The organism is Pseudomonas sp. FW305-3-2-15-E-TSA4, from assembly GCF_058787295.1.
On record NZ_JBYSZP010000004.1, the window covers coordinates 160,314 to 178,261 of the forward strand.

17 protein-coding genes and 1 pseudogene are annotated in these 17,948 nt (G+C 61.4%); 14 read left to right on the plus strand and 4 right to left on the minus strand.

Going from position 1 to position 17,948, the window contains the following annotated elements; translation table 11 throughout:
* Positions 1-12: 12 nt before the first annotated feature.
* Positions 13-468 carry a DUF721 domain-containing protein gene (locus AC3WMV_RS06960; protein ID WP_096795098.1) on the plus strand — a complete coding sequence of 152 codons (456 nt, stop codon included), beginning with the start codon at positions 13-15 and terminating at the stop codon, positions 466-468.
* A 127-nt stretch (positions 469-595) separates the two neighbouring features.
* On the opposite strand, the gene AC3WMV_RS06965 is transcribed toward AC3WMV_RS06960, so the two are convergent.
* Positions 596-2,083 (minus strand): helicase HerA-like domain-containing protein, encoded by a 1,488-nt coding sequence (locus AC3WMV_RS06965; RefSeq protein WP_103367417.1) that lies wholly within the window; start codon positions 2,081-2,083, stop codon positions 596-598.
* A gap of 186 nt (positions 2,084-2,269) precedes the next feature.
* On the opposite strand from AC3WMV_RS06965, the pseudogene AC3WMV_RS06970 reads away from it, so the two are divergent.
* From AC3WMV_RS06970 to gpgF, 5 genes and pseudogenes are all read left to right on the plus strand, one after another.
* Positions 2,270-3,301, plus strand: a pseudogene (locus AC3WMV_RS06970) (HAMP domain-containing protein); the annotation flags it as partial.
* Positions 3,302-3,394: 93 nt separating this feature from the next.
* On the plus strand, positions 3,395-4,159 hold the full coding sequence (locus tag AC3WMV_RS06975; protein WP_371043227.1) for a methyl-accepting chemotaxis protein: 765 nt from the start codon (positions 3,395-3,397) through the stop codon (positions 4,157-4,159).
* 210 nt (positions 4,160-4,369) lie between these two features.
* Positions 4,370-5,482 (plus strand): N-acetylglucosaminyl phosphatidylglycerol synthase, encoded by a 1,113-nt coding sequence (gpgS, locus tag AC3WMV_RS06980; RefSeq protein WP_103367416.1) that lies wholly within the window; start codon positions 4,370-4,372, stop codon positions 5,480-5,482.
* Positions 5,475-6,251 (plus strand): N-acetylglucosaminyl phosphatidylglycerol deacetylase, encoded by a 777-nt coding sequence (gpgD, locus tag AC3WMV_RS06985; RefSeq protein WP_103367415.1) that lies wholly within the window; start codon positions 5,475-5,477, stop codon positions 6,249-6,251. Before gpgS ends, gpgD begins: the two co-directional genes overlap by 8 nt.
* Complete coding sequence (gene gpgF, locus AC3WMV_RS06990; protein WP_103367414.1) at positions 6,248-7,267, plus strand: glucosaminyl phosphatidylglycerol flippase; 1,020 nt, start codon at positions 6,248-6,250, stop codon at positions 7,265-7,267. Before gpgD ends, gpgF begins: the two co-directional genes overlap by 4 nt.
* Here gpgF and AC3WMV_RS06995 read toward each other — a convergent pair.
* Both AC3WMV_RS06995 and purU read right to left on the minus strand, forming a co-directional pair.
* Positions 7,230-7,406: a hypothetical protein gene (locus AC3WMV_RS06995; protein WP_167797083.1), complete on the minus strand. Its 177-nt coding sequence runs from the start codon at positions 7,404-7,406 to the stop codon at positions 7,230-7,232. The genes gpgF and AC3WMV_RS06995 overlap by 38 nt on opposite strands.
* Before the next feature lie 88 nt (positions 7,407-7,494).
* Positions 7,495-8,343, minus strand: a complete 849-nt coding sequence (purU, locus tag AC3WMV_RS07000) for a formyltetrahydrofolate deformylase (protein ID WP_003227580.1) — start codon at positions 8,341-8,343, stop codon at positions 7,495-7,497.
* A gap of 338 nt (positions 8,344-8,681) precedes the next feature.
* On the opposite strand from purU, the gene mvaT reads away from it, so the two are divergent.
* The gene (gene mvaT, locus AC3WMV_RS07005; protein WP_003227581.1) at positions 8,682-9,059 is read left to right on the plus strand and encodes a histone-like nucleoid-structuring protein MvaT; all 378 of its coding nucleotides are present in this window, start codon (positions 8,682-8,684) and stop codon (positions 9,057-9,059) included.
* A gap of 103 nt (positions 9,060-9,162) precedes the next feature.
* On the opposite strand, the gene sbcB is transcribed toward mvaT, so the two are convergent.
* Positions 9,163-10,593 carry an exodeoxyribonuclease I gene (gene sbcB / locus AC3WMV_RS07010; RefSeq protein ID WP_103367413.1) on the minus strand — a complete coding sequence of 477 codons (1,431 nt, stop codon included), beginning with the start codon at positions 10,591-10,593 and terminating at the stop codon, positions 9,163-9,165.
* Between the two features lie 181 nt (positions 10,594-10,774).
* Here sbcB and AC3WMV_RS07015 point away from each other — a divergent pair, with 181 nt between their 5' ends.
* The 7 genes from AC3WMV_RS07015 to AC3WMV_RS07045 all read left to right on the plus strand — a co-directional run bounded on the left by AC3WMV_RS07015 (position 10,775) and on the right by AC3WMV_RS07045 (position 17,937).
* Positions 10,775-11,500, plus strand: a complete 726-nt coding sequence (locus AC3WMV_RS07015) for an RDD family protein (protein ID WP_027612514.1) — start codon at positions 10,775-10,777, stop codon at positions 11,498-11,500.
* A complete protein-coding gene (locus AC3WMV_RS07020; protein WP_103367412.1) occupies positions 11,497-12,474 on the plus strand; it encodes a stage II sporulation protein M in 978 nt (325 codons plus the stop codon). Before AC3WMV_RS07015 ends, AC3WMV_RS07020 begins: the two co-directional genes overlap by 4 nt.
* Positions 12,461-14,008 (plus strand): DUF4129 domain-containing protein, encoded by a 1,548-nt coding sequence (locus tag AC3WMV_RS07025; RefSeq protein ID WP_103367411.1) that lies wholly within the window; start codon positions 12,461-12,463, stop codon positions 14,006-14,008. Before AC3WMV_RS07020 ends, AC3WMV_RS07025 begins: the two co-directional genes overlap by 14 nt.
* The gene (locus AC3WMV_RS07030; RefSeq protein ID WP_103367410.1) at positions 14,005-15,168 is read left to right on the plus strand and encodes a DUF4350 domain-containing protein; all 1,164 of its coding nucleotides are present in this window, start codon (positions 14,005-14,007) and stop codon (positions 15,166-15,168) included. Before AC3WMV_RS07025 ends, AC3WMV_RS07030 begins: the two co-directional genes overlap by 4 nt.
* Positions 15,165-16,166 carry an AAA family ATPase gene (locus tag AC3WMV_RS07035; RefSeq protein ID WP_103367409.1) on the plus strand — a complete coding sequence of 334 codons (1,002 nt, stop codon included), beginning with the start codon at positions 15,165-15,167 and terminating at the stop codon, positions 16,164-16,166. The genes AC3WMV_RS07030 and AC3WMV_RS07035 overlap by 4 nt, the downstream gene beginning before the upstream one ends.
* Positions 16,163-17,494, plus strand: a complete 1,332-nt coding sequence (locus tag AC3WMV_RS07040; RefSeq protein ID WP_103367408.1) for a DUF58 domain-containing protein — start codon at positions 16,163-16,165, stop codon at positions 17,492-17,494. Before AC3WMV_RS07035 ends, AC3WMV_RS07040 begins: the two co-directional genes overlap by 4 nt.
* A gap of 227 nt (positions 17,495-17,721) precedes the next feature.
* A complete protein-coding gene (locus AC3WMV_RS07045; RefSeq protein WP_007965898.1) occupies positions 17,722-17,937 on the plus strand; it encodes a hypothetical protein in 216 nt (71 codons plus the stop codon).
* Positions 17,938-17,948 lie beyond the last annotated feature (11 nt).

The window sequence follows — 17,948 nt, forward strand, 5'->3', positions numbered from 1 at the left end:
AGGTGTTCGATCATGGCATTTCGCCCCCTTACAGCCAGAGCGCCCGCCGTTCTGCTACGCGAAGCCAAGCCGCTCAAAGCCATTCTTGGCCATGCCCAACGCCTCGCTCATCTGCAACGACTGCTTGAAAGCCAACTGCAACCCGCCGCTCGCGCACACTGTCATGTGGCCAAGTGGCGTGAAGGCGAACTGTCGCTGGTGGTCACCGACGGCCATTGGGCGACACGCCTGCGCTACCAGCAAAAACGCCTGCAACGGCAATTGCAGCTGTTCGAAGAGTTCGCCAACCTGACGCGAATCAAATTCAGCGTGCGACCACCGATCGTCCAGCCTGGGGCTGTCGGGCACACGATGGACCTGTCGAGCAATGCGGCGGCGACCATTCAGTCCACGGCGGACGGGATCAGCGATCCCGCTCTGCGTGCGGCACTTGAGCGCTTGGCGGCACACGCCAAAGACAAATCCTGATCTCAATCCAGAAAACTGCCACTTATCTAATGTGGGAGCGGGCTTGCTCGCGAAGGCGTCCTTTCAGTCAACATTATTGTTGACTGGCAGACCGCTTTCGCGAGCAAGCCCGCTCCCACAGTTTGGATCAACGCCGTTTGCTGCCACCGAGCAACGACCCCATCAAGCCGCGCACCAGTTGTTTACCCAGATTATTGGCCGCCTGACGCATGGCTGACTTCAACGCCTGCCCCGCCGCCGTGCCCAGAAACTCTCCGGCACGATCAGCCAGGCTCGGCTCTTCGGCTGCCGGCTTACCCGCTGGCGCATCCGCCTCCGGCGCCAGATCCTTGCGGCCCATCAGGATTTCATATGCCGACTCACGATCAATCGGCTTGTCATAACGCCCCTTGAACGGCGACCCGGCGATCAGCATCGTGCGTTCGGTTTCGCTCAACGGTCCGATCCGCGACTGTGGCGGCGCCACCAGCACCCGCTGGACCATCTCCGGCGTGCCTTTTTCCTGCAGCGTCCCGACCAGTGCTTCACCGATGCCCAGCTCGGTCAGTACCGACAAGGTGTCGAACGCCGGATTCGGCCGGAAGCCATCGGCTACCGCTCGCAGGGATTTCTGTTCCTTGGCGGTGAACGCACGCAAGCCGTGCTGAATCCGCAGGCCAAGTTGCGCGAGCACGTCATCCGGCAGGTCGCCCGGCGACTGGGTGACGAAATACACACCCACGCCTTTCGAGCGAATCAGCCGCACCACCTGCTCCAAACGCTCCTGCAACGCCTTGGGCGTATCGCCGAACAACAAATGCGCTTCATCGAAGAACAGCGCCAGCAGCGGTTTGTCGGCATCGCCGCGCTCCGGCAATTGCTCGAACAGCTCGGCCAGCAGCCACAGCAGGAACGTCGCGTAGACCTTCGGCGCCTCGTGTACCAGACGGCTGGCATCTAGCAAATGAATGCGTCCACGGCCATCGGCGGACGGTTGCAGAATGTCTTCGAGTTGCAGCGCAGGTTCGCCGAACAGGGCTTCAGCGCCTTGCTGCTCCAGAGTCGCCAGCCGGCGCAATAGTGCCTGACTGGAACCGGTGGTCATCAGCGCGGCGTCTTCGCCCAACAGTTGCGGGTTGTCCTTGAGGTGATTGAGCAGCGCCTTGAGGTCTTTCAGATCCAGCAGCAACAGGCCTTCGCGATCGGCCACTTTAAACGCCGCGTACAGCGCCGACTGCTGGCTGTCGGTCAGTTCCAGCAGGCTGCCGATCAGCAACGGGCCCATTTCACTCAACGTGGTGCGCAACGGATGACCGGATTCACCGTGAATGTCCCACAGCGTCACCGGATAAGCCTGCGGCTTGTGGTTGAGCCAGGGCATCCCGGCGATGCGCTCGGCGACCTTGCCCTGCGGATTGCCGGCGGCGCCCAGGCCGCACAGATCGCCCTTGATGTCGGCGGCGAACACCGCGACCCCGGCGTCACTGAATGCTTCGGCAAGGCGCTGCAAAGTCACGGTCTTGCCGGTGCCGGTCGCACCGGCGATCAGCCCGTGGCGGTTAGCCAGGCGCATGGCCTGAGCAATCGGTTGCCCCGCCAGATCGGCGCCGATAACGAGTTGCGATGTGTCAGGCATTTTGTCACCTATGGTTAATCTTTAATCCGCTGTGGCCGATAGATAAGGGCGAGAACCTGACTGAAAAGTCGGTCGGACATTTCCCTAAGGAGAGTCGGAAATATCAGTTTGTTTCACCCTTGCCCATATTGCGCGTCTTTATAAAAGCACGCCCAGGACATTAAGACCTTAGCGGAACCCCAAGCCATGAACAAAAACCTGCGCTTCAGCCATAAAATTTTGCTTGCCGCCGCCCTCATCGTCATCGCCGCTTTCGCCTCGTTCACGCTGTACAACGACTGGCTGCAACGCAACGCGATCCGCGATGACCTGAACAACTATCTCAACGAGATGGGCGAAGTCACCGCCGATAACATCCAGACCTGGCTCAACGGGCGCATTCTGCTGGTCGAGAACGCCGCCCAGAATATTGCCATCAATCCGGACCCGGCCAACGTCGCCAGCCTGCTGGAACAGAAATCCCTGACCTCGACGTTCATGGCCACTTACCTGGGCGATGCCACCGGTCACTTCACCATCCGTCCGGACGTGAAGATGCCGGACGGTTTCGATCCACGGGTGCGCCCTTGGTATAAAGGGGCCGAGAGCAGCAGCGCGTCGACCCTGACCGAACCGTACATCGACGCCGCCACCGGCCAGTTGATCATCTCCATCGCCACCGCCTCGAAAAAGGCCGGTCAGAGCGTTGGCGTGGTCGGCGGTGACCTGAGCCTGCAAACCCTGGTCGACACCCTCACCGCCCGGGACTTCTCCGGCATGGGCTACGCCTTCCTGGTCAGCGCCGACGGCAAGATCCTTGTGCACCCGGACAAGGCACTGGTGATGAAATCACTGAAAGAAGCCTATCCGCAGGACACCCCGCGCATCAGCAGCGATTTCAGTGAAATCACCGTCGATGGCAAGACTCGCATCGTCAGCTTCGCGCCGATCAAAGGCCTGCCGTCGGTCAACTGGTACATCGGGCTGTCGGTGGACAAGGACAAAGCCTTCTCGATGCTCAGTGAGTTCCGCACCTCGGCGGTGATTGCCACGGTGATTGCGGTGGTGATCATCATCGCGTTGCTGGGCATGCTGATTCGCCTGCTGATCCAGCCACTGCATGTCATGACCCGCGCCATGGAAGACATCGCCGACGGTGAAGGCGACCTGACCAAGCGCCTGACCATCGTCAATAACGATGAGTTTGGCGTGCTGGGTACCGCATTCAACCGTTTCGTCGAGCGTATTCACGGCTCGATCCGCGAAGTGTCGTCGGCCACCGGCCAGGTCAACGAGGTTGCGCTGCGCGTGGTCGCGGCGTCCAACTCGTCGATGTACAACTCCGACCAGCAGGCTTCGCGCACCAGCAGCGTCGCCGCGGCGATCAATCAACTGGGCGCCGCCGCCCAGGAAATCGCCCGCAACGCCGCGCAAGCCTCGAACCAGGCCAGTGACGCCCGCGGCCTCGCCGAAGACGGCCAGCAAGTGGTGGATCGCAGCATCAAGGCGATGAATCAACTGTCGAGCATGCTCAGCGCCTCCAGCAGCAACATCGAGTCGCTGAACAGCAAAACCGTGAACATCGGGCAGATCCTCGAAGTGATCACCAGCATCTCCCAGCAGACCAATCTGCTGGCGCTCAATGCCGCCATCGAAGCGGCGCGTGCCGGTGAGGCCGGACGCGGTTTTGCCGTGGTCGCCGACGAAGTGCGCAACCTGGCGCACCGCACTCAGGAATCGGCGCAGCAGGTGCAAACCATGATCGAGGAGCTGCAGGTCGGCGCCCGTGAATCGGTGAGCACCATGAGCGACAGCCAGCGCCACAGCCAGGACAGCGTGGAAATCGCCAACCTCGCCGGCGAACGCCTCAACAGCGTGACCCAGCGTATCGGCGAAATCGACGGAATGAACCAGTCGGTGGCAACAGCGACCGAGGAGCAGACCGCGGTGGTGGAATCCATCAACGTCGACATCACCGAGATCAATACGCTGAACCAGGAAGGCGTCGAGAACCTGCAGGCGACGTTGCGAGCCTGTTCGGATCTGGAGCAGCAGGCTTCGCGCCTGAAGCAGCTGGTCGGCAGTTTCCGCATCTAAATCGCTGCCACGGGCCTCTTCGCGAGCAGGCTCGCTCCCACATCGGATCTGTGTCGTTTGCAGATACCTGTGGGAGCGGGCTTGCTCGCGAAGGCATCCTGACAAACACCACAACACCTCCCTGACACTCCCACCGCGCAATCCCGACCGAACATCTATTCTGGATAAAGGTCAACCAAGGGAGTGCAACGCAGCGGAGGGTTGATCACAGTGCATATCGCCGACATCACCATGTTCTACGCCCCGGCCAGCGGCGGCGTACGCACCTATCTGGATGCCAAGCATCGCCGGTTGGGGGGCAAAACGGGCATTCGTCATAGCCTGCTGATTCCCGGCGCGCATTTCGGTGAAAACGATGGTATCTACACCGTGCCCGCACCCGCCCTACCCTTCGGCAAAGGCTATCGCTTCCCGCTGCGCCTCGCGCCATGGCGCAATGTCCTGCAGGGTTTGCAGCCGGATCTGATCGAAGTCGGCGACCCGTACCTCACCGCGTGGGCGGCGCTGGACGCGCGACGGCAACTGGACGTGCCGGTGATCGGCTTTTATCACTCGGACCTGCCGCTACTGGTCGGCAATCGCATGGGCCATTGGGTCACGCCGAACGTCGAGGCGTACGTCACCAAGCTCTATGGCAACTTCGATCGAGTGCTGGCGCCCAGCCAGGTGATGGCCGACAAGCTCACCGGTTTGGGGGTGCGCAATGTATTCGTGCAGCCATTGGGCGTGGATCTGCAAACCTTTCACCCTGACGCCCGCGACAACGGCCTGCGCGCCGAACTGGGAATTGCCGAAGACACTCGTCTGCTGATCTTTGCCGGGCGCGGTTCCAAAGAGAAGAACCTGCCAGTGCTGCTCAAATGCATGCAGCGCCTCGGCCCACGCTATCACCTGCTGCTGGTTGGCTCGTCGATGCCGGCCGTGGTTCCGGACAATGTCAGCGTGATCGACGGGTTCTGTCCCGCCGCCACCGTGGCCCGGTTGATGGCCAGCGCCGATGCCCTCCTGCATGCCGGTGACCAGGAAACCTTTGGCCTGGTGATCCTTGAAGCCATGGCCTGCGGGATTCCGGTGGTCGCGGTGGCGGCCGGGGCGTTTGAAGAGATCGTCGCCGACGACTGCGGCTTGCTCTGTGCGCCGAACAACCCACAAGCCATGGCCAATGCCGTGCGCGAGCTGTTCAGTCGCGGCTGCGTGAAACTCGGCCAACAGGCGCGGCAACACGTTGAACGGCGTTATTCCTGGGACAGCGTGGTCGACAGCCTGCTCGGCCATTACCACGCGGTGCTCGGTCCCTCTCTGCCCAGGGTGGCCAATGGCTGATTCCTTGAATGACCGCGCAGTGCTGCTGGTGCTGCACGACGTGGCACCGTCGACCTGGGCGGATTATCGACCATTTGTCGAGGCGGTCGATGCAATGGGCGGCGTGCCGATGACCTGGCTGGTCGTTCCGGATTTCCATGGCCACGACGCGCTTGAGGATCATCCCGCGTTTTGCCGAATGCTCGGCGAGCGGCTGGCCCGTGGCGATGAACTGGCCTTGCACGGCTATTACCATGACGACCGCGAGCCAGCGCCAGCCACACCCCGCGACTGGTTCATGCGCCGAATCTATACCCACGAAGGGGAGTTTTATCGCCTGTCCCACGAAGCCGCCCTGGCGCGACTGCGCGACGGCATCGAACTGTTCCGGCGCAATGACTGGCCGTTGCACGGCTTCGTCGCCCCGGCATGGCTGATGAGCGAGGGCACGCGCCAGGCCCTTCGCGAAACACCATTGAGCTACACCAGCGACCCGCTACATCTTTATCAATTACCGGATTTCACCGCCATCAACGCCCCGGGTCTGGTGTGGAGTGCGCGCAGCGCCTGGCGCCGGGGTCTGTCAAAACTCGTCAGCGAGCAACGCGAACAGCAGTGGCGCGACGCCGCGGTGATTCGTCTAGGCTTGCACCCGGTAGACATGCGCCACGCCTTCGCGCGTGATTACTGGCTACGAACCCTTGAACGGCTGCTGGCAGAAGGACGCACGCCCATGACCAAAATCGACTGGCTCGCCGAGCAACGCGAGCGAATGGAGCGCGCTGCATGAGTCGCGGCATTGTGTTGTTGATCGGCCTGCTCGCTGCTGTACTGATCCCGGTGTTGCTCGGCGGCGGCGAGATCGGTGCGCGCCTGCAAAGTTTCCCCCTGCAATGGCTGCTGATCATGTTCGGCATGATTCTGCTCTGCTGGGGCATCAACACCCTGCGTCTGCGCCTGCTGCTGGGTGATCAGCGCGATCAGGTAACGCCGCTGAAAAGTCTCGGCGTGGTCATGGCCGCCGAGTTCGCCTACTGCGCCACTCCCGGCGGCAGTGGCGGACCGCTGACGATCATGGCGTTGCTGGCGCGCTGCGGCGTACGCCCGGCCCGTGGCAGCGCAGTGTTTGCCATGGATCAGTTGAGCGATCTGCTGTTCTTTCTCTGCGCCCTGAGCGGCATCCTGATTTACGCGTTGTTTCAGCATCTCAGTGACCGCCTGGAGTGGTTGCTGATGGTCAGCGCCGTGTCACTGTTCGGTGGGCTGTTCAGTTGCGTGCTGCTGGCGCGCTACCACCGCCGCCTGATCCTTCTGAGCGGACGCCTGCTTGCCCGCCTCAACGTGCAACCGGCCACGCGTCGGCGCTGGGCGCGCAAGCTGCTGCATTTTCTCGACGCGTTTATCGACACCCTCAAGTTGCCGTGGCAAACCCTGGTCAAGGTGTTCGCCCTGACCTGCATGCACTGGCTGCTACGCTACAGCGTGTTGTATCTGGCCCTGCGCGGACTGGGCGCGGATCTGCAGTGGGCCTGGAGTTTTCTGGTGCAGATGCTATCGCTGGGGGCTGGTCAAATGAGCCTGTTGCCCGGTGGTGCGGGCGCCGCAGAGCTGACCTCGGCGGCGCTGCTGGCGCCGATGGTCGGCAAATCCACTGCGGCGGCAGCGATTCTGATCTGGCGGGTGGTGACGTTCTATTTCTATCTGGTGGTGGGCGGCCCGGTGTTTCTATTGATGCTCGGGCGGCCGCTGCTCAAGAAGCTGTTGAAGATCAGGCAGGCTTCTCAGGTTCGTCCGCCTGCTCCTTGAGCTGCTCCCACAGCTCGGCGGCGCCGGGAAACTCGGTGCCGTCCTCCGGGCTCAGGTCATCCGGGTCGTAGCGGCTCAAACAGCCCTCCCCCAGGGTGGCAGGCGCTTTCGAAGTGGCTTTGTCCAATGGGTCGCTCACGGGCAGTTCCTCAAGGGCTGAAACGAAAAAAGGGCCTGGGACGATTGAACGCCCAAGCCCTTCTTTATTCAAGTACGCGCAGGTTCGATCAGAACACCACGGTCTTGTTGCCGTGCACCAGCACACGGTCTTCGAGGTGATAACGCAAGCCTCGGGCCAACACCATCTTCTCGACGTCACGGCCGAAACGCACCATGTCTTCGATGCTGTCGCTGTGGCTGACACGCACCACGTCCTGCTCGATGATCGGGCCGGCGTCCAGCTCTTCGGTCACGTAGTGGCAAGTCGCGCCGATCAGCTTCACGCCGCGCAGCGACGCCTGATGGTACGGCTTGGCGCCGACGAACGACGGCAGGAAGCTGTGGTGAATGTTGATCACCTTGTGCGCGTATTCGCGGCACAGGGCCGGCGGCAGGATCTGCATGTAGCGCGCCAGCACCACCACTTCGGCATCGTGCTGTTTGACCAGACGCGAGACTTCGGCGAACGCCGGCTCCTTGTCCTGCGGATTGACCGGGACATGGTAATAAGGAATGCCGTGCCACTCGACCATGCTGCGCAGGTCATTGTGGTTGGAAATCACGCAGGAGATTTCGCAATCGAGCTCGTCGCTGTGCCAGCGGTGCAGCAAGTCGGCCAGGCAGTGGGATTCGCGGCTGGCCATCAGCACCACGCGTTTCTTCTGCTCGGTGTCGGTGATGCGCCAGTCCATCGAGAACTCTTCGGCGATCGGCGCAAACTTCTCGCGCAGCACTTCAATACCGAACGGCAGCGAATCGGCGCGGATCTCGTGACGCATGAAGAACCAGCCGTTCTGATTATCCGAGTGGTGGCTCGCTTCGGTGATCCAGCCGTTGTGGGATGCCAGAAAGTTACTGACTTTGGCAACGATGCCAACGCGGTCAGGGCAGGAAATCACCAACCGAAAGGTGCGCATGGGGGGAAAACTCCAGAACTTCGCAAAGGCGGCCATTCTAGCGAGTGTGCGCGGAAACTGCAGTATTGATGACCACATGTCCGCACGCAGGCCCGATTCGCGACGCCTGACGCCACGCGCGGCGAAACGATAGTCCTGCAGTGAAGCTGTTCGGCCAGATAATTGTGAATATTCGTGATGACTGCATCACATTATTTAAATGACCATTCAATTTACCGGTTATTCCTTGCAACTAATTCAAATAAAAAAACCGGTTAAATGTTTACTTGATGAAACAGCCTGACTATTATTGCGGCACTGTCCCCTGCCATTCAACACATCTGCATAAGGTAGTTACCATGTCCTTGATCAACGAATATCGCGCCACCGAAGAAGCAATCAAAGAGCTGCAAGCGCGTTTGAAGAACCTGTCGCAAGACGACAAACTGCAAGCCGAGCTGGAATTCGAAGGCAAACTGCGCACCCTGATGGGCGAATACTCCAAGTCCCTGCGCGACATCATCGCCCTGCTGGATCCGGAATCGAAAACCAAAGGCACCCGTGGCGCCGCAGTAAAAACTACCGGCACCAAGCGCGCGCGCAAAGTTAAACAATACAAAAACCCGCATAACGGCGAAGTCATCGAAACCAAAGGTGGCAACCACAAGACTCTGAAAGAGTGGAAAGCCAAGTGGGGCGGTGACGTGGTTGAAGGCTGGGCTACCCTGCTGGGCTAAGCCGCAACGCCTGTCGCAGACTGATTCTGCGGCCCATGAAAAACGCCAGCATACGCTGGCGTTTTTTTATGCCCGGCATTTCATGGGCACACTATGTTCGATTTCAAAGATTCAAACGTTTGCGCAATGCCTGGACATAATTCTGCCACTCATTGAGCACTTGATTCTGTATCGGCGTAGCACTAAGCGCCCATTGCTGCGCGGCCTCGGCAAAAGATTGCAGGGTATTAGGCGCGCCCATTTGCGGCTCGGACAAACGCTGCTGACAGAATATTCTCCAGCGTTCTTGCTCCTCGAAATTCAACGTGTCGGGAAAGTTGCGTGCGCGATATCGAAAGAGTAATTCCGGCAGACGTTCATCATCGAACGGCCAGTGCTCTTGCGCTAATTGCGCCGGATCCGCCGTTCTCACTTGCTCGCATAGACGCCGATCGCGATCACCGATAAATCCATCGTACAACTGCTGTTCCGGATCTTCGCTGGGCGTGAAGTCTTCGCTGGCGTAAATCGCCGCGACTTTATCTTTCCAAACTTGTTGTGCGTCACTTAGCCGCAGTGCACGTGCCTGATACAGCGCCATGTCCAGACCCAGACGCTGCTGATCGTCGACACGCAACACCGACAACGGCGCCACCACCGGGCAGCGATTGATGTGAATCAGTTTCAGCGGCACCGGCAGTTCACCCTCGGCGAGGTCGTCGCGGCGGGTGTACAGGCGCCGGCGCAGGGTTTCGGCGTCCAGGTCCAGCAAGCCTTGCGGATCAAGGTGCAGGTCACAGACGATCAGCGCATTGCGATTACGCGGATGCCAGGCCAATGGCAGCACCACACCGACATAGTGCCGCGCCGCCGAGAAGCGTCCGGAGATATGCACCAGCGGTTGCAGCAGGCGAATCTGATCCATGACCTTCTGTTTGCTGCGCAATTGAAACAGCCAGTCATACAACTTCGGCTGTTTCTCGCGGATCAACCGCGCCAGCGCAATGGTGGCGCGCACGTCCGAGAGCGCTTCGTGCGCATGCCCATGGTCGATGTGGTTGGCCGCCGTCAGGCGTTCGAGCTTGAGGGTGACCTTGCCTTCGTCGTCGGTCGGCCAGACCAGGCCATCCGGGCGCAACGCATACGCGGCGCGCACCACATCGATCAGGTCCCAGCGACTGTTGCCGCCCTGCCACTCGCGGGCATACGGGTCGAAGAAGTTGCGGTACAGGCTGTAGCGGGTCATCTCGTCGTCGAAACGCAAGGTGTTGTAACCCGCACCGCAAGTGCCGGGCGCCGCCAGTTGCGCGTGTACGCGGGTCATGAAGTCGGCTTCGCTCAAACCCTGTTCGGCGAGACAGCTCGGGGTAATACCGGTAATGGCGCACGCCGCCGGGTGCGGCAGGATGTCTTCGCTGGGCTGGCAGTAGAGGTTGACCGGTTCGTCGATTTCATTGAGGTCGTGGTCGGTGCGAATCCCGGCGACCTGCAGCGGACGGTCATTGCGCGGATTGATGCCGGTGGTCTCGTAGTCGTACCAGAAGATTGAAGTCACGGGCGGTTCCTGAACTGAAGATCGGCAAAGTCTAGGCGTTGAACCGCGGTCGCGGCCAGCGCTGTGTCATTCAACCAGCGTGCGCCACACGCGGTGCAATACATAGTTATGTCGTTTTCCCCCAAGAGGCTGCTAGCATCGGACGGACTTCGCATCCCGATCCGGCCCCATCAGGTAGCCCATGCTCGAGAACACAGCACTGCCACGGAAAGCACCGCTGAAACCGCCACTCGATACCCGCTATCAAGTGGAAACCCCGGAGGGCATCGACCTGCCGTTGCGCCCGGCCGGTCTGATGGTGCGCAGCCTCGCCTTCGGCATCGACCTGGGCATTCGCGGGGCCATCCTCGGCGTGCTGTTTCTGCTGCTGGCGTTTCTCGGCCAGCTCGGCATGGGCCTTGGTTCGCTGCTGCTGTTTGCCGTCAGCTGGTGGTACATGGTGCTGTTCGAAGTGTTGCGTCAGGGCCGTTCGCCGGGCAAGCAATGGATGGGCCTGCGGGTGATCCACGATGACGGCACACCGATCGGCTGGTCGGCCTCGCTGCTGCGCAACCTGCTGCGTTTTGTCGATCTGCTGCCGTTCGGCTATTTCCTCGGTGCCATCAGTTGCCTGCAACACCCGACCTTCAAACGCCTCGGCGACATCGCCGCCGGCACGCTGGTGGTCTATAGCGAACGCGCCCTGCTCCGCCCGCAGTTACCTGACGCCCAGCCACGCAGCTCGCCCGTGCCGCTCAACCTCGGCGAACAACGCGCCTTGCTCGCCTTCGCCGAACGTCAGGCTGAACTGTCGCCGGCGCGGGTCAATGAGCTGGCCGCGCTGCTCGCCCAACCGCTGCACATCTCGGCGCCCAAAGCGGTCAGCGAACTCAATGGCATCGCCCGCGGCTTGTTGGGTCCGACATGAAGCAGAGTCTTTTCGAAGCTCGTCACAAGGCCGAATGGGAGCGCTTCACCCTGGCCCTCGAACGCCTCGAACATGGCAAGGACACCTCGCAGGCAGCCAGTTTCCCCAAGGCTTATCGACGCCTCTGCCAGCATCTGGCGCTGGCACAGGCGCGTGGCTACAGCAGTTTTCTGATCGACTCGCTGCAACAACTGGTGTTGCGCGGCCACCAGCAGCTGTATCGGCACCGCAGTCGATTCGGCGCCAACCTCCTGGGTTTCATCCTCGCTGACTTTCCTCGACTGGTGCGTGCCGAATGGCCGTTTGTGCTGGCCGCTGGTCTGATGTTTTTCGGCAGCCTGATCGGCTTTGCCTCGCTGGTGTATGCCTTTCCCGAACTGATCTACAACCTGATCCCCGCCGAACAGGTGCGCGACATGCAGAGCATGTACGACCCGGTGGCCGGGCACCTCGGGCGCTCGGCCGAACGGGCGGCCAGCGAAGACTGGGTGATGTTCGGCTATTACGTGATGCACAACATTGGCATCGCCTTTCAGACTTTCGCCAGCGGTTTGCTGCTGGGCGTCGGTAGCGCGTTCTTCCTGTTCTATAACGGCTTGATCATCGGCGCGGTGGCCGGGCACCTGACCGAAATCGGTTTTGGCCAGACGTTCTGGTCGTTCGTGATCGGCCACGGCGCCTTCGAGCTGAGCGCCATTGCCCTGGCGGGCGCGGCGGGGCTAAAGCTCGGCTGGGCAGTGATTGCACCGGGACGGCTGACCCGTGGTGAAGCACTGGTGGAGGCGGCGCGCAAAAGCGTGCTGCTGGTGTGTGGGGTCATGCTGTTCCTGCTGATCGCAGCGTTCATCGAAGCGTATTGGTCGTCGAAGACCGGGGTCACACCGCCGATCAAATATGCGGTCGGTGCCGCATTGTGGCTCGCAGTAGCGGCCTATCTGCTGTTCGCCGGAAGGACACGCCATGCGCCTGAGTGATGCCACCGTGGCGATCCGTCCGCGCAGCACCTGGGAAGCCATGGACCTGGGCGTGCTCATGAGCCAGCAGCATCGACGCCTGCTGATGACCAGTTGGGCCATCGTCACCCTGCCGCTGTTCGCCGTGCTGACGTTGTTGCTATGGGATTCGCCGTCGCTGGCGGTATTCATTTTCTGGTGGCTGAAACCGGCGTACGAACGCCTGCCGCTGTACATCCTGTCCAAAGCCCTGTTCGGCGAAACACCGACACTGAAACAGGCCCTGCGCGAATTTCCACGGTTGCTCAAGCCGCAACTGCTGGCCAGCCTGACCTGGCGCCGGTTGAGCCTGAGTCGCAGCTTCTTGCTGCCGGTGGTGCAACTCGAAGGTCTCGACGGCACGGCCCGTCAGCAACGCTTGCAGGTGTTGCTGCAACGCAATGCCGGCGGCGCGCAATGGCTGACGATCATCGGCATGCATCTGGAGACCGCACTGTGGATCGGCCTGATGGTGCTGTTCTACATGCTGCTGCCACAACAGATTGAAACCGACTGGGACTGGCAATCACTGATCCTCGATGCCGATCACCACTGGCGTTGGCTGGAGCACCTGACCAACGCCTTCTACGCGCTGGTGCTGGTGGTCTGGGAACCGATTTATGTCGCCTGCGGTTTCAGCCTGTATCTGAACCGACGCACCGCACTGGAAGCGTGGGACATCGAGTTGGTGTTCCGCCGTTTGCGCCAACGCCTGAACAGCAGCGCTCTGGGTTTGCTGTTGGCGGTCTGTCTTTTGCTGCCGGCGGTGCCACCCGTATGGGCTGCAGCCGATCCCGCCAGCGCACCGGAGGCACCCCGCCTGTTGCACCAACCGCTGACCAGTCAGGCTGCGCACGACAGCATCAAGGCGCTGCTCGAACAACCACCGTTCAAGAACAAGGAAAGCGTGACCCGCTATCGCTTTGGCGACGATCCGGCAGCCCCGTCCGAGGACAAACCCGGCGAGGCACCGCAATGGCTGAAAACCCTGCTCGGCTGGCTGGACAGTCAGCGCTTCAATGCGCTGGCCGGCCTGATTGAAGTGTTGTTGTGGGGAGCGTTGATCGCCGCTGTGGGCTGGCTGATCTGGCGCTATCGCGAGTTCCTGCGCACCTTCGTCAGTCGCCGGGCGAAGTTGCGCGCCCGCGTCAGGCCACCTGCGCCGCAACAAGCACTTGGCCTGGACCTGACCCCGCAATCCTTGCCCGACGACATCGCCGCCAGTGCCGAACAACTCTGGCAGACCCAGCCGCGCGCGGCGCTGGGCTTGCTCTATCGCGGGTTGCTCAGCCGTTTGCTGCACGATTTTGCCCTGACCTTGAAACCTGCCGACACCGAGCATCAGGTGCTGCTGCGGGTCGAGCAATTGCAGCGCCCTGAACTGCTGGCGTTCAGTCGCAGCCTGACACAGCACTGGCAGAACATGGCCTACGGGCACCGCGTGCCGGCGGCACATCTGCAACAGGAACTGTGTGACGGCTGGCGTGCCCTGTTCGGCTCGGGAGCGCGCGCTTGAACCGGCGCAGCGCGTGGCTGCTCGGCGGGCTGATGGTCGCCCTGCTCGCGGCGTTGAGCGTTTATCTGTACCTCAAGGCGCGGCCCTATCAGGAAGTGATCGATCACGGCCCCTCGCCCCAGGCGCAGGCCAATCCTTATCTGGCGGCAGAACTGTTTTTGCGCGAGCGCGGCCTCAACGTCAGCCACGCCGAAACGCTGGCGGTGCTGCCCGACATCGATCCGCGTCGGCACACCCTGCTGTTGTTCGGCGAACGTTCGCGCATGACCCCGCGGCAGGTCGATCAGGTGTTGAACTGGGCCCGCGCCGGTGGGCGCCTGGTGTTCGTGGCCGAAGCGCTGTGGGACAAGCAGGCCAGACAAAGCGATGATCTGTTGCTGGATCGGGTGCAGTTGCACCAGTCACTAAGCAAGGACCTCAAGGAGCCGCCGGCGGAGCTGGCGGATGATCCGTACCCGAATCTGACCAAGCTCTACCTGGAAGACGAGGACGCGCCGGCCTACGCCGGTTTCGACACCGCGTTTCATCTGGAAGACCCGAAAAATCTCGCCCAGGCCTGGGCCAACAGCGCCAAGGCCACGCACATGATGCAAGTGCCGTACGGCCTCGGCTCGATCACCGTGGTCACCGATGCCGAACTGTGGAAGACCCCGGCCATCAGCAAGCACGACAACGCCTGGCTGCTCTGGTACCTGAGCGCCGACACCGACGTCACGCTGATTTTCAACACCGCACACGATGGTCTGCTGACCTTGCTCTGGCGTTACTTCCCGCAAGCCATCGTCGCCCTGCTGGCACTGATCGGCCTCGGCCTGTGGCACGTTGCTGTACGCCATGGGCCACTGCAGGCACCCGCTCCAAGTGGCCGACGGCAGTTGCAGGAACACCTGCGTGCCAGCGCCGATTTCATCCTGCGCCACAACGGTCAGCACACGCTGTTGCAAGCCCTGCAACAGGACGTGCTGCGCCGCGCCCGCCGCCGCTATCCCGGCTTCGACCAATTGAACGTGGCTGAGCAATGGCTGGTGCTGTCGCGCCTGACCCGACAGCCGACCCGCGCCATCAGTCAGGCTCTGAGCCCGGTGCCGAAACAGCGCATGAGCAGCGCTGATTTCAGTCGCCAGGTGGCCCACCTGCAAACCTTGAGGAACACGCTATGAGTGAACAGATCGAGCCCGGCAGCGCCAGCCACGCCGCCCAGCAACGCCAGCGTGCCAGCCAGTTGGCGCAAGCGCTGCGCGGCGAATTGCAGAAGGCCCTGATCGGCCAGAACGGCGTGATCGACGATGTGCTGACCGCGCTGATCGCCGGCGGTCACGTGCTGCTTGAGGGCGTTCCGGGGCTGGGCAAGACCTTGCTGGTGCGGGCGCTGGCGCGCTGCTTCGGCGGCGAGTTTGCGCGCATCCAGTTCACCCCGGACCTGATGCCCAGCGACGTCACCGGCCACGCGGTGTACGACCTGCACACCGAGCAGTTCAAGCTGCGCAAGGGGCCGCTGTTCACCAACCTGCTGCTGGCCGACGAGATCAACCGCGCACCGGCGAAAACCCAGGCGGCGTTGCTCGAAGCGATGCAGGAGCGCCAGGTCACCCTCGAAGGTCGGGCGCTGCCGATCGCCCAGCCGTTCATGGTGCTCGCCACCCAGAACCCGATCGAGCAGGAAGGCACTTATCCACTGCCGGAGGCCGAACTTGACCGCTTCATGCTCAAAGTGCGCATGGATTACCCGGAGGCCGAGCAAGAGCTGAACATGGTGCGTCAGGTCAGCCGCTCGACCCGCGCCGACATGCTCGACGTGCAGCCGTTGCGCACGGTCCTGCAAGCCAAGGACGTGCAGGCCTTGCAACGCATCGCCAGTGACCTGCCGATCGACGATCAGGTGCTCGATTACGCCGTGCGGCTGGCGCGCAGCACCCGCTCCTGGCCCGGCCTGACCCTCGGCGCCGGGCCGCGCGCCTCGATTGCGCTGGTGCGTTGCGCCCGCGCCCGTGCGTTGCTGCGCGGCGGCGAGTTCGTGATTCCCGATGACATCAAGGGTTGCGCGCTCTCGGTGCTGCGCCATCGGGTGCGGGTGGCGCCGGAGCTGGACATCGAAGGTCTGCAGGTCGATCAGGTGCTGCAACAATTGCTCGACCAAGTGCCGGCGCCGCGCTTGTGAAACCGTCACGCCTGCTGCTGATCTGGCTCGCGATTCTGCTGGCCGTCGGCACGCTGCTGGGCACGCTGCAAGCTCTCGACATCGACTTGCCCGCCACGCTGTTGTCGATCAACTGGGGCTTGCTCCTGGCTCTGCTGGTGCTGGCGCTCATCGATGCGCTGCGCCTGAACAACCTGCCCTCGCCGCGCATCCAGCGGCAGATGCCCGGCAGCTTGGCACTCGGCCGTTGGAGCGAGGTGCGGCTGCAGCTCAGCCATGACTTCAATGAGCCGGTCGCGGTGGAGATTTTCGACCACGTGCCACAGGGCCTGAGCTTCGAAAACCTGCCGCTGGCGATTGAACTGCAACCCGGGCAATTCAGCGCGGTCGGCTATCGCCTGCGCCCGCTCAAGCGCGGGCACTTCAGCTTCGAGCATTGCGAAATCAACCTGCCCAGCCCGTTCGGTCTGTGGACAGGCAAACGCCTGCTCGCCGTGAGCGGCGAGATCCGCGTCTACCCGGACTTCGCAAAGCTCTACGGTGGGCAGTTGTTGGCGGTGGACAACTGGCTCAGCCAGCTCGGTGTGCGCCAGCGCCAGCGTCGCGGGCAGGGTCAGGAATTTCATCAGTTGCGCGAATTTCGCGAAGGCGACAGCCTGCGCCAGATCGACTGGAAAGCCACCGCCCGTCAGCGCACGCCGATTGCCCGCGAGTATGAAGACGAGCGTGATCAACAGATCATGTTCATGCTCGATTGCGGGCGGCAAATGCGCAGCCAGGATGGCGAGCTGTCGCATTTCGACCATGCGCTGAATGCGTGTCTGCTGCTCAGTCATGTGGCGCTGCGCCAGGGCGATGCGGTGGGATTGAGTACATTTGCAGACGATCAACCGCGATATCTAGCTCCGGTAAAAGGCAGCGGGCAACTCAACGTCCTGCTCAACACGGTCTACGATCTGGCGAGTAGCCAACGTCCGGCGGACTATCAGGCAGCCATTCGGCAACTACTAACACGTCAGAAACGACGGGCACTGGTCATCCTTATGACCAACCTGCAGGATGAGGACCATGGCGAACTGACCAACGCAGTCCAACACCTGAGCCGCCAGCATCAGGTGTTAGTGGTCAGCCTGCGCGAAGAAACACTCGACCAAATGCGCCAAGACTCGGTACAAACCCTTCCTGAAGCATTGGCCTATTGCGGCGCAGTGGATTACCTAAACGCTAGGGCCGAACTGAATGAGCGCCTGATGGCTCATGGCACACCTGTGCTGGATGTCCCTACCAGTAAGCTAAACACTGAACTAGTGTCAATTTACTTAAGCTGGAAGAAAGCTGGAGCCCTATAGACATTGTAGATTTCACGCCGGCGGGGTGTTTCAAATTGGCAAGCGGGTGTAGATTTCTTAATAAGAAATACCGCTGCTAAAAGGGCTTTTCCATTGATCGGTATCTCACTCCACTTATTTAAAGGAGTGCCAGTCCGCTCCTTGAAGCGGCCCATCCCGCGCTATCGGATTGCCCGCTAAATTTTCCCATGCAGCCATGCTCGAAGCCTCTCGAACGGAGTCGAAGAATGCCCACTAAATATTCATTATCTGATGTGTTGGAAAGGATTTATCAGAATCAGCTTGGGCTGGAGGCAGCCCTAATGGAGCTAACACTCCAGGTCGAAGAGAGGGGGTTTACCGAGATCGGAGAAAACGTCCGCTCTGCGCTTTTTGTCATTGGAGAAAATGCCGGCTATATCAAGCAGGGCTTGGCGAAACTCAGAGCAAAGGAAACGGACTAGGCCTCAAAAAC

Bases quoted from the DNA above. Each gene is read 5' to 3' on its own strand.
- gpgF (WP_103367414.1), top strand. From the start codon at position 6,248: ATGAGTCGCGGCATTGTGTTGTTGATCGGCCTGCTCGCTGCTGTACTG.
- AC3WMV_RS06965 (WP_103367417.1), bottom strand. From the start codon at position 2,083: ATGCCTGACACATCGCAACTCGTTATCGGCGCCGATCTGGCGGGGCAA.
- AC3WMV_RS06975 (WP_371043227.1), top strand. From the start codon at position 3,395: ATGTACAACTCCGACCAGCAGGCTTCGCGCACCAGCAGCGTCGCCGCG.
- AC3WMV_RS07020 (WP_103367412.1), top strand. From the start codon at position 11,497: ATGAAGCAGAGTCTTTTCGAAGCTCGTCACAAGGCCGAATGGGAGCGC.
- AC3WMV_RS06960 (WP_096795098.1), top strand. From the start codon at position 13: ATGGCATTTCGCCCCCTTACAGCCAGAGCGCCCGCCGTTCTGCTACGC.
- AC3WMV_RS07025 (WP_103367411.1), top strand. From the start codon at position 12,461: ATGCGCCTGAGTGATGCCACCGTGGCGATCCGTCCGCGCAGCACCTGG.
- purU (WP_003227580.1), bottom strand. From the start codon at position 8,343: ATGCGCACCTTTCGGTTGGTGATTTCCTGCCCTGACCGCGTTGGCATC.
- mvaT (WP_003227581.1), top strand. From the start codon at position 8,682: ATGTCCTTGATCAACGAATATCGCGCCACCGAAGAAGCAATCAAAGAG.
- AC3WMV_RS07015 (WP_027612514.1), top strand. From the start codon at position 10,775: ATGCTCGAGAACACAGCACTGCCACGGAAAGCACCGCTGAAACCGCCA.
- gpgD (WP_103367415.1), top strand. From the start codon at position 5,475: ATGGCTGATTCCTTGAATGACCGCGCAGTGCTGCTGGTGCTGCACGAC.
- AC3WMV_RS07035 (WP_103367409.1), top strand. From the start codon at position 15,165: ATGAGTGAACAGATCGAGCCCGGCAGCGCCAGCCACGCCGCCCAGCAA.
- AC3WMV_RS07045 (WP_007965898.1), top strand. From the start codon at position 17,722: ATGCCCACTAAATATTCATTATCTGATGTGTTGGAAAGGATTTATCAG.